The sequence below is a fragment of the Filomicrobium sp. genome, from assembly GCF_025698805.1.
GTDB lineage: Bacteria > Pseudomonadota > Alphaproteobacteria > Rhizobiales > Hyphomicrobiaceae > Filomicrobium > Filomicrobium insigne.
On the sequence record NZ_JAILWT010000005.1, the window covers coordinates 236,906 to 251,438 of the forward strand.

14 protein-coding genes are annotated in these 14,533 nt (G+C 57.4%); 5 read left to right on the forward strand and 9 right to left on the reverse strand.

Translation table 11 applies throughout. From position 1 onward, the window contains the following. Positions 1–1,095: 1,095 nt before the first annotated feature. The 6 genes from K5845_RS14660 to rph form a co-directional block, all read right to left on the reverse strand. The gene (locus K5845_RS14660) at positions 1,096–1,617 is read right to left on the reverse strand and encodes a disulfide bond formation protein B (protein WP_287959343.1); all 522 of its coding nucleotides are present in this window, start codon (positions 1,615–1,617) and stop codon (positions 1,096–1,098) included. A 25-nt stretch (positions 1,618–1,642) separates the two neighbouring features. After that, a complete protein-coding gene (locus K5845_RS14665) occupies positions 1,643–2,224 on the reverse strand; it encodes a YqaA family protein (RefSeq protein ID WP_046476834.1) in 582 nt (193 codons plus the stop codon). 63 nt (positions 2,225–2,287) lie between these two features. Then, complete coding sequence (hemW, locus tag K5845_RS14670) at positions 2,288–3,505, reverse strand: radical SAM family heme chaperone HemW (RefSeq protein WP_287959380.1); 1,218 nt, start codon at positions 3,503–3,505, stop codon at positions 2,288–2,290. Further along, on the reverse strand, positions 3,505–4,383 hold the full coding sequence (gene rdgB, locus K5845_RS14675; RefSeq protein ID WP_046476830.1) for an RdgB/HAM1 family non-canonical purine NTP pyrophosphatase: 879 nt from the start codon (positions 4,381–4,383) through the stop codon (positions 3,505–3,507). The genes hemW and rdgB overlap by 1 nt, the downstream gene beginning before the upstream one ends. Beyond that, positions 4,380–4,820: a VOC family protein gene (locus K5845_RS14680; protein ID WP_244465002.1), complete on the reverse strand. Its 441-nt coding sequence runs from the start codon at positions 4,818–4,820 to the stop codon at positions 4,380–4,382. Before K5845_RS14680 ends, rdgB begins: the two co-directional genes overlap by 4 nt. An 8-nt stretch (positions 4,821–4,828) precedes the next feature. Further along, positions 4,829–5,542: a ribonuclease PH gene (rph, locus tag K5845_RS14685; RefSeq protein WP_046476827.1), complete on the reverse strand. Its 714-nt coding sequence runs from the start codon at positions 5,540–5,542 to the stop codon at positions 4,829–4,831. Positions 5,543–5,822: 280 nt separating this feature from the next. On the opposite strand from rph, the gene hrcA reads away from it, so the two are divergent. After that, positions 5,823–6,878: a heat-inducible transcriptional repressor HrcA gene (hrcA, locus tag K5845_RS14690; RefSeq protein WP_046476825.1), complete on the forward strand. Its 1,056-nt coding sequence runs from the start codon at positions 5,823–5,825 to the stop codon at positions 6,876–6,878. 111 nt (positions 6,879–6,989) lie between these two features. Continuing rightward, the gene (gene grpE / locus K5845_RS14695; RefSeq protein WP_052743679.1) at positions 6,990–7,724 is read left to right on the forward strand and encodes a nucleotide exchange factor GrpE; all 735 of its coding nucleotides are present in this window, start codon (positions 6,990–6,992) and stop codon (positions 7,722–7,724) included. An 81-nt stretch (positions 7,725–7,805) separates the two neighbouring features. On the opposite strand, the gene lepB is transcribed toward grpE, so the two are convergent. Next, positions 7,806–8,522, reverse strand: a complete 717-nt coding sequence (gene lepB / locus K5845_RS14700) for a signal peptidase I (RefSeq protein WP_046476823.1) — start codon at positions 8,520–8,522, stop codon at positions 7,806–7,808. A gap of 97 nt (positions 8,523–8,619) precedes the next feature. Continuing rightward, a complete protein-coding gene (locus K5845_RS14705; RefSeq protein ID WP_046476821.1) occupies positions 8,620–9,261 on the reverse strand; it encodes an alpha-ketoglutarate-dependent dioxygenase AlkB family protein in 642 nt (213 codons plus the stop codon). Between the two features lie 262 nt (positions 9,262–9,523). Between K5845_RS14705 and dnaK the strand changes: the two genes are divergently transcribed. The 3 genes from dnaK (at position 9,524) to K5845_RS14720 (ending at position 13,573) form a co-directional block, all read left to right on the forward strand. Then, positions 9,524–11,467 (forward strand): molecular chaperone DnaK, encoded by a 1,944-nt coding sequence (dnaK, locus tag K5845_RS14710; protein ID WP_090230460.1) that lies wholly within the window; start codon positions 9,524–9,526, stop codon positions 11,465–11,467. Positions 11,468–11,816: 349 nt separating this feature from the next. Beyond that, on the forward strand, positions 11,817–12,971 hold the full coding sequence (gene dnaJ, locus K5845_RS14715; RefSeq protein ID WP_046476816.1) for a molecular chaperone DnaJ: 1,155 nt from the start codon (positions 11,817–11,819) through the stop codon (positions 12,969–12,971). Beyond that, on the forward strand, positions 12,971–13,573 hold the full coding sequence (locus K5845_RS14720) for an NADPH-dependent FMN reductase (protein ID WP_046476814.1): 603 nt from the start codon (positions 12,971–12,973) through the stop codon (positions 13,571–13,573). The genes dnaJ and K5845_RS14720 overlap by 1 nt, the downstream gene beginning before the upstream one ends. On the opposite strand, the gene K5845_RS14725 is transcribed toward K5845_RS14720, so the two are convergent. After that, positions 13,570–14,508: an AEC family transporter gene (locus K5845_RS14725; protein WP_046476812.1), complete on the reverse strand. Its 939-nt coding sequence runs from the start codon at positions 14,506–14,508 to the stop codon at positions 13,570–13,572. The genes K5845_RS14720 and K5845_RS14725 overlap by 4 nt on opposite strands. Positions 14,509–14,533 lie beyond the last annotated feature (25 nt).

Below are 14,533 nucleotides of genomic sequence, written 5' to 3' on the forward strand. Positions count from 1 at the left end.
CGCGTTTGCTGGCTCTTATGCGAGCCTGGTGCAATTGAAACGAACGAGGTCGGCAGATACGACACGTGTCAGCAGTATCACTACGCTGAACCTTGAAACGCGATACCGTTTGCGAGATGAAGTCTCAGACATTTGCCGTATCTGCCATTCCGATTGAGGTGATCTGCAGAGGGCGGTCTCACCTCGAATTCCTCGTATGCCGTGTTCAAAGCGACGCGCCGTATGCGCGCCGTCATTGAACGAGTTACGCCAACGCTTCACTCATCGTCCGTACGCGGGTCCCTTGGCTTCAGGACATCGGACGGGGGGACGTGAGCCCCGATTACGCTACTCAGCAAAGTGCCGATCTGACGCCACGTCTCACTGTTTTCTGTCACGATACGCCTCTACTTCACGCTGAACTGATGTGGACTAAACGCTACGCGGGTGGGGCTGGCTATGAAACGCGGCCAGCGACCGGTTACTGAAAACGCAACAACTCAAACGCAACGCTTACAAGGTGGGCCACTGTCACCGAACCCGGCGAGGGTCAGTCGAGTTCGGAGCTGCGGCTCATAATGTTCTTTATGGGGACGAACCGCTCGGTATTACGCAAACACTTGTTTCGCCGAGCAGTTCGTCTCAATTGCAAGAACACGGTGGATAACGTGCTCTTCAAAGGGTGGTTCGACTCATACGCAACGGGACGCAACAAACACGAACTCAACGCAACAGAACTCGACGCATACGCAACGCTTACTGGGGACGGTTTACGCAGAACACTGAGCTGCGGAACGGAGCTGGGTGAGGACGCGGACGGCGAGTTAGCCAAGTGCTGATACGCGCGACTTAATGACCAAATTCGTCGGGCCGATTTCGACTGCGCGGCTGGAACAAATACTGACATCGCCGCGCCTCCAAACTCACCAACAGTTCGCTTTGTGTTCCGCGAATGAGGGAGAATTAATCGTGCTATTCCGGCGACAAAAAGACCACAATCTGGCTGAGCGATGTTATTTCGCTAGACAAGTGATGAACGGGCCACGGTCGTGCGTTGCGACGTGTTGCAATAGACGAGGGGGCTGCGGATTTATCTAACTTAAGTTTATGATATTATTATTTTTTATAAACGCTGGCGAAGGCTGCTTTAAGTGCCAAAGTGAAGAGAATCAGTGACAGCACGGCGTTCCATCCGGCGAACGAAAGCTGGGCAAAACGCCAAGAAGCTTCGTCGCAACGTATGACTGAGGTCGTCTCGAGGCTGGACAGCAAGTCCTTTGCGTTCGTGACAACGCCGGAGCCACCAGAACAGCTGTCGGGGCCGGGCCACCACCCCCATTCGGCCCCCGACTGGTAGACACCAAGACCCGTGTTGATGAGGAACGCGATAGCGATCACGAGAAAGAGAATTGCAGCTAGTCGGCGCAGGTCTGCGCTGATGGCTACCAAGGCGAAGAATGCCAGCGGAATACCCGCGTAGTAAGCGTAGCGCTGCTGTAGGCAAAGCGGACAGGGGGCGTATCCGCCGATGTGCTCAAATGCCAATGCGGTGAGGATGATCGCTGTGGCGCCGAACAGCACGAGGCTACCGAGGAAGTAAGCTGGCGACTTGACCACGTTTGGCTGTTCGACACGCATGATGCTGCTCCCGCGCACGCTTTCGTTAGATCAAATATCGGATCGCTACGAAGCCACCGATAAGGCAAACCACAAACACAGTGAAAACGAGACCGAGTCGCTTTTCGATGAAGTCGCGAACCGTTGGCCCCAGCCAATAAAGTAGCGCTGCAACTACAAAGAAGCGCAATCCGCGGGAGGCAATGCTCGCAAGCAGAAATACGCCAATATTCAATGCGGTGGCGCCGCTGGCGATGGTGATTACCTTGTACGGGAAGGGCGTTACGCCGAAGGCGAAGACGATCCACGCGCCGTATTCATTGTACTGACTTGCGAACGTCTCGAATTTGTCGAGCGCCCCATAAAACTCGAGGAGAGGTTTGCCGACTGTATCGAATAGCGCGTAGCCGATCAGATATCCGAAAAGGCCGCCTAGGACTGACCCCATCGTTGCGATTGCTGCAAACCACCAAGCCTTCGCGCGTTCGGCCAACACCATCGGTATGAGCATGACATCCGGCGGTATGGGAAAGAACGAGCTTTCGATGAAGGATACCGCGAACAACGCTTCGGGAGCGCGCTTGTGCGAGGCGGACCGCATGGTCCAGTCGTAAAGGCTTTTGAGCATGGATGCCGGTGAGTTGAGGATAAACTGGAAAGATCAAACGCGGTTGTGAGGGTGGGACGGCTCTCAAGGAAACCGCACGGGAACGAAGCTTCGCGACAGATGTAGAACTATTTCATTCAGAATAAAGCGTCCACGGCCCACGGCTCGTACGCGACCTGCGTTTTCGTCGCGTTCGATCACTCCGAGCCCAATGAGTTGCCGTAACGTTTCGGGGTTTGGCCTTACACCGCAAATGCGCGCAAGCCGCGCGAGATCCAAGCCTTCGGTGAGGCGCAATCCCATCATCAGCATTTCGTCTGCGGCTTCTGCATCGCTAATTGATTCTTGTGTGATCACGCCGTGGTTGCTGGCTTCGACCTGAGCCAACCAGGTTTCGGGATGACGTTCCGTGGCCGTAGCCAATCGCTCGCCGTTCGAGAGAACGCGGCCATGCGCTCCGGGGCCAATGCCGGCATATTCGCCATATCGCCAGTAAACGAGGTTGTGACGGCTCTCTTCTCCAGGGTTCGCATGGTTGGACGTTTCGTATGCGGCCAGACCAGCGGCTTCGGTCAATTCCTGGGTCAGTTCGAACAGATCGGATGCGGCTTCGGCGGGCGGAACAGAGAGTTTGCCTGCGTTATAGAGTTTCTCGTAAGCGGTGCCGGGTTCGATGGTCAGTTGATAGAGCGACAGGTGCGTTGGCCCTAGGGCCAACGCTTCGCTGAGTTCGGTTCGCCAGTCATCGCAGGTTTGCTGAGGCCGTGCGTAAATCAGATCGAACGAGATGCGTTCAAAATTCGCGCGCGCGATGTCGAGCGCCGCAAGGGCTTCCCTTGACGTGTGGATGCGGCCCAACCTTTTCAGGTCGGGATCACGTAAGGACTGAAAGCCGAGAGATACGCGATTGGCGCCTGCAGAGCGGTACCCAGAAAAGCGTCCTGCATCTACCGATCCGGGATTGGCCTCGAGAGTGATTTCGGCGCCGGACGCCAAGCCCCACACGTGATCGATATGTTCGATGATGGCCCCAAGTGTCTGGGGCTGCATCAAGGATGGTGTGCCGCCACCGAAGAAGACGCTGGCAACGCTGCGAGAGCCAATTTGTGCGGCGGTGTGATCAAGTTCGCGAAGATACGCTGCGAGAAAGCGCTTTTCGTCCCAGCCGTCGGAGCGGACGTGGCTGTTGAAGTCGCAGTAAGGGCACTTCTGAGCGCAAAACGGCCAATGAACGTATACGGCAAAGCCGGGCTCCGAGCTGTCCGATACGGTCAAAGCTTCGGGGGTCGCTGGGGATGGCATCAGCGGCTTGCTGCGAACAGGGCTTTGGCTAGATACCGCCAACGCGGTTCCTCCTCCTCGCTATCGAGTGCACTGACGCTCTTCTCAAGTGCCGTCAGAAACTCGGTGAGGGTGTGTGTGCCCCAGGTTGCTCCGTGGGTTTCGTGATCTTTGCGCAGGTTGGCAATAAAGGTCACGAGTTCGTCGCGCGTTGAGAGATTGCGGGCTGCGGCTGCAAAGCCTTCCAAATCGCGGCCCGTCGCTTTCGATGGCGGCGCTAATGGAATGCCTTCGAGGCAAGCTTCCTTGAAAAGAGAGAAGGCGCGGGTGCGATGGGAGATCGCGTATTTCTGGGCCGGCTCCATTTCGCCGAAGGTCTGTTCCTTACCGTCGGCGACAAACATTGGATCATAGCCAAAGCCGTTTCCGCCGCGAGCGGGCCAGACCAAGTGGCCAAAAACCTTTCCCTCAAAATTCTGAGCTGTGCCGTCTGGCCAGACCAGGCTGAGTGCGCAAGTAAAGTTGGCCCGAGGGGGTGAGCTCCATCCCGTGCGGGCCGAGATCTCATCGGCAAGCCGCTTCATGGCTGCGCCGAAGTCTTTTGATGGGCCTGCCCAGCGGGCCGAATAGATGCCAGGAGCGCCGTCGAGGGCTTCAACTTCGAGGCCGGAGTCATCTGCGAGCGCGGGAAGATTGGCGGCGCGCGCGGCATGGCGCGCCTTGAGTTCGGCATTCCCAACGAAGGTGGTTTCTGTTTCTTCTGGCTCTTCCAGGTTCAAATCGGCGGCGGATATGGCGTCTAGGCCATAAGGAATGATCAACTGTTTGATCTCCCAGACCTTGCCGGGGTTGTGACTGGCCACAACGAGCTTGGTGCCGGGTTCCAGCTTATGGTTCATTTCAGTCCCCAGATCCTAGGCTCGGCGAATTCCAAACAGTTGCCTGCAGGATCGCGGAAGTAGATGGAATGGCCTCCCTGCGGCCATTCGAATTCCGTTTCGATCTCTACGCCGTTTGCTTTCAGCTTCTCTTTCCACGCCATAAGAGTGTCGCGGCTGGCGGGGAAACAGATGTGACCGGGACCATGCGCGCCGTGCGGTGGAACCGGTATATGGGCGTCGGGCGCTGGGTTCGCCGTTACAGTGGGGTTAAACACCAACAGCATCTGGTTGCCGCAGCGATAAAACAAGTGACGCCCTTCCTCCTTGGCTTGAAGTTTGAGGCCAAGGAGGCCGGAATAGAAGGCTTCCGCCCGGTCGAGGTCGTCGGCGTAAAGAACGGTTTCGAGAACGCCGTCGATAGATGAATGTGTTTGGTTCTGCTCGGTCAAGGACACTTAAGCCATCAGCTAACGGTGAGCTTTTGCAATTGCAGGAGTTCGCCGATGCCCTTTCTGGCAAGAGCCATAAGCTCGTCGAAGCTTTCCTGGCTGAACGGGACTGTTTCGGCGGTACCCTGCACCTCAACGATACCACCCGCGCCCGTCATGACGAAGTTGGCGTCGGCCTCCGCATTCGAGTCTTCCGCGTAATCGAGGTCGAGGACCGGTGTCGTACCGTATATGCCACACGAGACGGCTGCGACCTGGTCGCGCAGAACATCGTCTTTGACCATGTCGCGCAGTTTCATCCACTGGATGCACTCGTAAAGAGCAACCCATGCGCCGGTGATAGCTGCCGTGCGGGTGCCGCCGTCGGCCTGGATAACGTCGCAATCGACAGTAATCTGACGCTCGCCAAGACGTGGCAGATCGACGACAGCGCGCAGGGCGCGACCGATTAAGCGCTGTATTTCCTGTGTGCGGCCAGATGGATAGCCTTTCGTGACTTCACGGCGCGTGCGTTCGTGCGTGGCACGAGGCAACATCGAGTATTCGGCGGTGATCCAGCCGCGCTGCTGGCCCTTGAGCCAGGGGGGAACACGTTCCTCCAGAGATGCCGTGCAGAGGACATGGGTGTTGCCGAACTTGATCAGGCAGGAGCCTTCGGCATGCAGGGAAACGGCGCGTTCGATGGAGACGCGTCGTAGCTCGTCGGGCTGGCGTTTTGATGGGCGCATGAAGAAGCTCGGCCTGTTTGTTTTAGGGACTGCGGGATATTTCGGTGGAGCGTGCCAGGACACTCCTGGAACGGCCGATCCGCGCCGGACCCTAGAAGAGGGGCGCGGTGTGTTCAATATGAAATAGGCTCGGAAATGGTATCGTCTGAGATGTTTGCGAGGACATTTGACGAAGAGCCGTTGGTTTACCAATACTTATCGGGCGGGCGGACTTTTCCGGCGGGGCGAGAATAGTCCTTACATTTTTGGCCCCAATGCCCCCTTGAGCCAGGCACGAGCAATGCAGCGGATTACTGAAATCGCGGAGTTGAATGAACGATCGCGTACCGTCCTTCGTCAAATTGTTGAAACTTATTTGTCGACCGGAGAGCCGGTAGGCTCGCGCAACCTGTCACGTGTGCTTCCGATGACGTTGTCGCCGGCATCGATCCGCAACGTCATGTCGGACCTCGAACATTTAGGCCTCATCGTATCGCCGCACACTTCGGCAGGTCGGCTGCCGACGCAATCCGGTTTGCGGCTTTTCGTTGATGGTTTGCTGGAGGTTGGGGACCTCAATGCCGAGGAGCGGCGTGCCATTGAAGGTCAGCTCAGCATTCGCCACCAAGGCAACTTCGATCAGGTGCTGCACGAAGCCAGCGAGATGATTTCGGGCTTGTCGCATTGCGCTGGCGTTGTTCTTGCCGACAAGCAGACGATCCGGCTTAAGCACATCGAGTTTGTTCCGTTGGATCCGCGCAAAGCGCTTGTCATCCTTGTGGATGAGGGCGGCCGCGTCGAAAATCGGATTATCGAACTGCCGCCGGGCTTGCCTTCCTCGGCTCTTAGCGAAGCAGCGAACTATTTGAATGCGCACGTCATGGGAAAGACCATTTCGGAGGCGCAATTGCTGATCGAGCACGAGTTAACGACGGCGCGCGCGCAGTTGGACAAACTGACGCAACGGGTCATCAAGGCGGGGCTTGCGGAGTGGTCTGGAGCCCATGACGACCGCCAGAGCCTTATTGTGCGCGGCCAGTCCAACCTTTTGAAAGATGTTTCTGCGGAGGAGGACCTTGAGCGTATCCGTCAGTTGTTCGATGACTTGGAGGCGAAACGTGAGCTGCTGCAACTCCTTGGGCTCGCAGAGACGGCGGAAGGGGTGAAGATTTTCATAGGCTCGGAGAATAAGCTGTTCTCCTTGTCCGGTTCGTCGCTGGTGGTGGCGCCATTTCACGATGAACAGCGCAGAATTGTCGGTGTTATTGGGATAATTGGCCCCACCCGGCTTAACTATGCCCGTATCATTCCTATGGTGGACTACACGGCAAAGCTGGTTAGCCGCTTGCTCACTTGATCTGGCGGCGAACGCCCTGATATCGAAAGCGTTGGAAACGCACAGTGGTAGCGCGACGCAGAGTCTTGCGGCGCGGACCGCTGATTGCGGCACTTGCTAAGTGGAGAGAAGATGGCCGAAGAAACGAAAAAGCCTAGTCAAACCGATAACGGCGCGACTAACGGCAGGTCGCCGGACGTATCAACGGCTGCGGAGGAGATGGCAGAGGGTGCGCAGTCTGCTCCAGGAAAAGAAGGCGCACCGCTGGAAGACGTTAGTGCTCTCGCTACGAAACTCGATGAACTAAACGCGCAGAAGGCGGATCTCACGGACCGGCTGGTTCGTGCGCATGCCGAAATTCAGAACCTACACAAGCGTCTGGAGCGTGAGCGCGAGGAGACGTCGAAATACGCCATCGCAAAGTTTGCGCGCGACACTGTAGCGGTCGCGGATAACTTCGAGCGGGCCATTTTGTCTGTTCCTGAGGAGGCGCTGTCGGACAATCCGGTGCTGAAAAGCTTGCTCGATGGCGTAACCATGACGGAGCGCGAGTTCCTGAATGTTCTGGAAAAACATGGTGTGGTCCGAGTCGACCCGAAGGGCGAGCCGTTTGATCCTCACAAGCACCAGGCGATGATGGAGCAGGAGGATACTTCTGTGCCTGCTGGTACGGTTCTGCAGGTTTTCCAGCAGGGCTACATGATTGGTGACCGCGTTTTGCGTCCGGCCATGGTTGTGGTTGCGAAAGGTGGTCCCAAAGCTGCGCCCGCATCGGTCGAGGCGACGCAGAGATCCGGGACGTCCGATCAGCCGGAAGGGCCTGCGAATGAGGCAAGCCCATCGGATGAGGATGAGCCGGATCGCTGATCACTAAACTTGAGTTGGGCTATAATTCAGGAGCGCTGGCGTAGTTGCGTCAGCGCTCTTTTTTGGCTTCGAGCCCGCCCCCTATTCGAGCAGGGTGACAAAACGGCGATCGGCGCATGTGACTCCGCTTTCCTCAGTGCACGAATAGAAGCTGTAGAGGATAACTTCTGCTCGACCGATGAGATTTTCAGCTGGCACCATACCCATCTGCGGGAATCGGCTGTCCGAAGAGTTGTCGCGGTTGTCACCCAGCATAAAATAGTGGTCCGGCGGTACGGTGACCTCAGCCATATTTCGGCCGGGCATATAACGGGTCCGCTGTAGAACCTTGTGGCTATCTCCAGGAATGAGGGTTTCCTCGAACTCATCGACCTCAACGATGCGCCCTTCGTATTCGCGATAACGGTAGGTCCTCAGGTGGCGGCGCGGCACGGGCTGGCCATTCAGCACCAGTTCGCCATTCACCATCGCGATGCGGTCGCCGGGTAATCCCACAAGACGCTTAATCATGCGTTCACCTGACGTCGGGTGCATAAATACGACGATGTCACCATGCTTGGGCTGGTGGCCAAAGATCCGGCCGGTGAGGCTTACGGGAAGCTTCAAGTCATAGGGCAGCGAGTATCTGCTCCAACCGTATGCGTATTTGGAGACGGTCAGCCGATCGCCGACCTGCAACGTCGGCAGCATGCTTTCAGACGGAATGAAGTATGTTGCGAAAGCGGTCGCCTGAAAGAGGAAAGCAAAGCCGATTGCTAGGCCGATGATGCCCAGGAAATCACGGATTTGGCGCAGCATATTGTCTCCGGGTAGAGCCCGCCTGACGGTCGGAACTACCACCTACCATACAACTAAAGGCGGCATCATTACGTAGTGGGACGACAGATAGTTTTTCTTAAGTCCCGCGGGTTCGGTCAAGATCGGGCACGGGATTTTGATATGTGGTGACGCGGCGCAGGGTCAGATTGAAGCGGCCGCCCTCCGTCAGCAGATCGGACGATCCCGGGATGATCCTGTCGATCCCGTGGTAAGCCTTGCGGGCCGAACCACCGAGGACCGCCACGTCTCCGGAACTTAAGACAATGCGCGTTTTGGGATCCGACCTACGAAGTCCTCCGACGTGGAAAATTGCGTCATCACCGAGGGAGACGGATACGACGGGGGCAGAAAAATCGCTCTCATCACGATCGACATGACTGCCCATACGGGTTCCCTGACCGTAGTAGTTAATCAGACAAGCTTCAGGATCACCTGGCCAATCGGCCACGTCTCGCCATAACGCGCGCAGTGTCGCGGGTAAGGGCGGCCATGGCTCGGCCGTCTCGGGATGTCGGTCCTGATACCGGTAGCCTGAAATGTCAGAGACCCAGCCCAAGGCGCCTGCGTTGGTCATTTGTACGGAAAATGGTTTGCCGGTTCTCGGCATAGCGGGGCTGAAAAGCGGGGCCTGGGCGATGATTCGGCGGATTTCCTCGAGAAGTTCGAGTTGCTGAGGGTCCTTGAAATAGCCGCGAATATGACGGAAACCTCTGAGCATGGGACCTACCTGCGACACGACCCCGCCAAGTTGAGGCTTGGGAGGGGAAATATTTCACTTCCGGATCACGTTCGCGTTAGCGCGCACAGTTGCACCCGGAAAAGCCCTGCTTATATAACGCCAAGCTGATCCGTGAACTCCAGGGGACCGTGTCCGACCGCACGGTGGTTTGGGCAATCAGCACCCAAGCCCCAGTGCTGGACAGCAAAGGCGCCAGTCTCTGGGCCTTAACGGTCTGCCGAATTAAGAAGGAAATTAGACTATGGCTAAAGTCATCGGCATTGATCTCGGTACGACCAACTCGTGCGTCGCCGTCATGGAAGGCGGAAAGCCGAGAGTTTTGGATAATGCGGAAGGCGCCAACACGACGCCGTCCATCGTCGCGTTTACTGACGATGGTGAAAAGCTCGTGGGTCTGCCAGCCAAGCGCCAAGCCGTAACGAATCCACTGAATACGTTCTTTGCGATCAAGCGCCTTGTAGGTCGTCGTTACGATGATCCGCTTGTCGAGAAGGACAAGAAGCTTGTTCCCTACAAGATCGTTGAAGGCCCAAATGGCGATGCCTGGGTTGAGGCCAACGGTCAGAAATATTCCCCGCAACAGGTTTCCGCATTCATCCTTCAGAAAATGAAGGAGACCGCCGAAGCGAAGCTTGGCGAGAAGGTGGAGCAGGCGGTTATTACCGTTCCGGCTTACTTCAACGATGCGCAACGTCAGGCAACCAAGGATGCGGGTAAGATCGCAGGCCTTGAAGTTCTGCGCATCATCAACGAACCGACGGCGGCAGCGCTCGCTTATGGTCTTGAGAAGACAAACGATTCCAGCACGATCGCGGTCTACGACCTCGGCGGTGGTACGTTCGATATTTCGATCCTGGAAATCGGTGACGGTGTTTTCGAGGTCAAGTCCACCAACGGCGACACCTTCCTCGGTGGTGAAGACTTCGACATGAAGCTCGTTAGCTATTTCGCCGATGAGTTCAAGAAAGAGAGCGGCATCGATCTTCGTGGTGACAAGCTGGCTCTGCAGCGTTTGAAGGAAGCTGCGGAAAAGGCAAAGATCGAGCTGTCGTCCTCGTCCCAGACCGAGGTCAACTTGCCGTTCATCACGGCCGACCAGTCCGGACCGAAGCACCTGACGATGAAGCTGACGCGCGCCAAGCTCGAAAGCCTCGTCGACGATCTGATTTCGCGTACCAAGGGGCCGTGCGAAGCGGCTTTGAAGGACGCAGGGCTCAAAGCGGCTGACATCAATGAGGTGGTTCTCGTTGGCGGTATGACCCGTATGCCGCGCGTGCAGCAGGTCGTTAAAGAGCTGTTCGGCAAAGAGCCGCACAAGGGTGTCAACCCAGACGAGGTTGTGGCTGTCGGTGCCGCTATTCAGGCCGGTGTTCTCAAGGGCGACGTCAAGGACGTCCTGTTGCTTGACGTTACGCCATTGTCGCTCGGTATCGAGACCTTGGGTGGTGTGTTTACGCGCCTCATCGACCGCAATACGACCATTCCGACGAAGAAGAGCCAGGTCTTTTCGACAGCAGAGGATGGTCAGAGCGCGGTTACCATCCGCGTATCTCAGGGCGAGCGCGAAATGGCCGCCGACAACAAGCTGCTCGGTCAGTTCGATCTCGTCGGTATTCCTCCCGCACCTCGTGGTGTGCCGCAGGTCGAGGTGACCTTCGATATCGATGCGAACGGTATTGTGCACGTGTCCGCCAAGGATAAGGCGACAAGCAAAGAGCAATCGATCCGCATCCAGGCGTCTGGCGGTCTGTCCGACACCGAGATTGATCAGATGGTGAAGGACGCAGAGGCGCACGCTGCTGAAGACAAGAAGCGGCGCGAGCTTGTTGAGACCCGCAACCAAGCTGAAGCCTTGATTCACCAGGTCGAGAAGTCACTGGAGGATAACAAGGACAATCCGAAGGTCGATGCCGTCAAGGGCGAGGTCGAGGCTGCTATTGCGTCCGCTAAGGAAGCGATGGGTAAGGACGACGTGGAAGCGATCACTACCGCTGTGGCAGCTCTCACGCAGGCGTCGATGAAGATCGGTGAAGCCGTTTACGCCGGCCAAGGCGGTGATACGGCGGCTGGCGGACCTGCTGCCGGTGATGGGGCTGAGGGAGGTGCCCAGGCTTCCTCGGAAGGCCGCGACGACGTCGTTGATGCTGATTTCGAAGAGATCAACGACGACAAGAAGTCGGCTTAATCTCAAGTCCACTGGTGCGCGAAAGTCTCTTTCGCGCACCAGTACGTCACGGGGCGGCGCGCTAGGTCCGCGAATCAGTGACAGTGTCCGTTGGTTATGCACGGGGACATTGATCGCGTTATCCGGATCCGAGTTGCCGGAAGGGGTTTTCGCCACACAGGGCGAACTGGTGGTAGAGGATGAGCCGCATTGGTCCGGTCCGCTATGCCAGTGAGGATATTTTCATGGAGCACTTGCGGTCATAGGCGTAGGTTCATGCGGGGTGTGCAATGCGCGGAGACGCGTACCGTGTGGGATGGGAGATCTTCTATGATTGTCTGGCTCGCAGCGAAGAAGGACGCGCGCTGAAATGAGCAAGCGCGACTTTTACGACATCTTGGGCGTGCAGCGCGGAGCACAGGATCAGGAAATCAAGTCGGCTTTTCGCAAGCTGGCGAAGAAATATCACCCTGATGCCAACGCAGATGAAGACGCCGAGCTTCGTTTCAAGGAAATCAACACCGCCTATGAGGTTCTGAAGGATCCACAGAAACGGGCTGCTTACGATCAGTTCGGACACGCAGCCTTCGATGGCAGCATGGGTGGCCGGGGTGGTCCGGGCGGTGGCTTTGGGCCGGATTTTGCTTCGTCCATGTCGGACATCTTCGACGATTTGTTCGGAGAGTTCATGGGAGGGCGTCGGGGCGGTGGTGGTCCTCGCAGCCGTACGGGCCGTGAGCGCGGTGCCGATCTTCGCTACAACATGGAGATTAGCCTTAGCGAAGCCTATACGGGCAAGACGGCTGAGATCCGCGTGCCGACGAGCGTGGCTTGCGAAACATGCTCCGGCACAGGAGCCAAGCCGAATACGAAACCCGTGGCGTGCCCGACCTGCGCAGGGCTCGGCAAAGTGCGCGCCAGCCAAGGCTTTTTCACGATTGAGCGGACGTGCCCGTCGTGCCACGGACGTGGCGAGATTATTCAGGATCCGTGTACGAGCTGCGGCGGCTCAGGACGCACCACGAAGGAGCGTACGCTGTCGGTCAATATTCCAGCCGGCGTTGAAGATGGTACGCGCATTCGTCTAGCCGGAGAAGGTGAAGCTGGATTGCGCGGCGGGCCTTCGGGTGATCTCTACATTTTCCTTTCCATCACTCCGCATGCTTTTTTCCAGCGCGACGGCGCGGACATCTTCTGTCGCGTTCCCATCTCTATGACGACTGCGGCTCTTGGCGGTCAAATCGAAGTTCCAACAGTTGCTGGCAGCAAGAAGCGGGTCAAAATCCCCGAAGGAACGGAAAGCGGTAAGCAGTTCCGGCTTAAGGGAGAAGGGATGTCCGTCCTACGTTCCAAGGTGATGGGCGACATGTACATTCAGGTTGAGGTCGAAACGCCAAAGAATTTGACCCGCCGGCAGCGTGAGCTGCTTGAAGAGTTCAGAGCGCAAAGCGGCGATGAGACGAGCCCAGAGAGCCACGGCTTTTTTGCGCGCGTGAAAGAGTTCTTCGACGGTAAGGCGGGCTGATGGGCAATCAGGCGAAATTGCTTTTTTTCGCCGGCTCAACACGGAGTGCTTCGTTCAACAAGAAGCTCGCTCGTCTCGGCGCGACGATCGCTTCGTCGGATGGCATCGACGCAACGTTCGTCGATCTCGCCGACTACGATATGCCACTCTACAACGGTGATCTCGAACTGGACTCCGGGCAACCGGAAAATGCCAAGCGGCTTAAGAAGCTGTTTGAGCAGCACAACGGAATTATGATCGCGTGCCCCGAGTATAATTCCTCCATCACGCCGCTGTTGAAGAACACCTTGGATTGGGTGAGCCGCATCCGAGAGAATGATGGGACGGCGAAGGTCTTTAAGACACGCGTGTTTCTACTGGTGTCCGCATCATCGGGCGGTACGGGTGGACTACGTGGCCTTCATAGCGTGCGCCCGGTGCTAGAGTTGGGGCTTGGCGCTCTTGTGCTGCCGGATCAGTTCATGTTGCCGCGCGCAAATACCGCTTTCGCGGAAGACGGCAGTCTGAACGATACAGACGCGCAGGAACGTCTGAGGACGGCCATCCGCAAACTTGCACACACGGCATCCGTCTTGGATGCGGCGGGTGTGTTCCCGCGTTAGTGCTGAATTATAGCCAGCAAGATCGAGATCGTTACGGCCGACAGGACTGTGCCCAATGCGATTGCGCCCGAGGCTGAGTTGATGGCCCGGCCGCTTTTGGAGGCGAACAGAAACGCGTTGGCGCCCGTCGGTACGGACGCAAAGATCGTGATGACACCCTGCGAAACGGGGCTCAACTGGAATACCTGAGACGCCAGCAGGTAAGCGATCGTCGGCATGGCGATCAGCTTCAGCAGCACAATCGATGACAGGGTCGGCGCTTGGCCTTTGATTTCGGCTTTCACGAGAGACAGGCCGAGTGCGATCAGTGCTGCGGCGACGCCTGATTGCGCAAGCAAGGTCAACATCGTGAGAATAGGCGCAGGCAGTGTGAGGGTGGTTACGCGCCACAACGCGCCGAGAGCAATGGCTATGATAATGGGGTTGCGGCTGAGATCCCTCACGAGGTTCGAAATGAGATCGCGGGCTGATTGGTTCGCTTCGCGGTCCACCAGTCCAGCGTGAAGCGTTGCCGTCAGCCAGAGTGTTGGCGCGTGGATGGATAAAATCAGGGCGATGGTGGCGGTCGCGGCATTCCCGTACGTGGCCATCGTAAGCGGCAGGCCGAGCATGAGCAGATTGCCGAAGGCTGATGATATGGCAATCGATGGGCCGTCCTGCGCCGGGCGATGCAGGATGCGCGTTGTGGTGAGAGCGGCGAGGAGCCAAATGATGCCTACCGTGCCAAAGTAGCTTCCCCACACACCGACAACGGACAGATCGGCGAACTCGGCTGTCGCTACGGTTTTGAATAGGAGGGCGGGAATCGCCAAGGAAAAGGCAAACTCGGCGACCCCCTTTTCAGCCGCCGGGGAAAGCCAAGCCAAACGGCCAGAGAGGTAGCCTAGGATGATGAGCCCAAACACGGGGGCTACGATGGCCAATACTGCGAGCATGCGCACCGCGCCTTGTTTTAGCCGT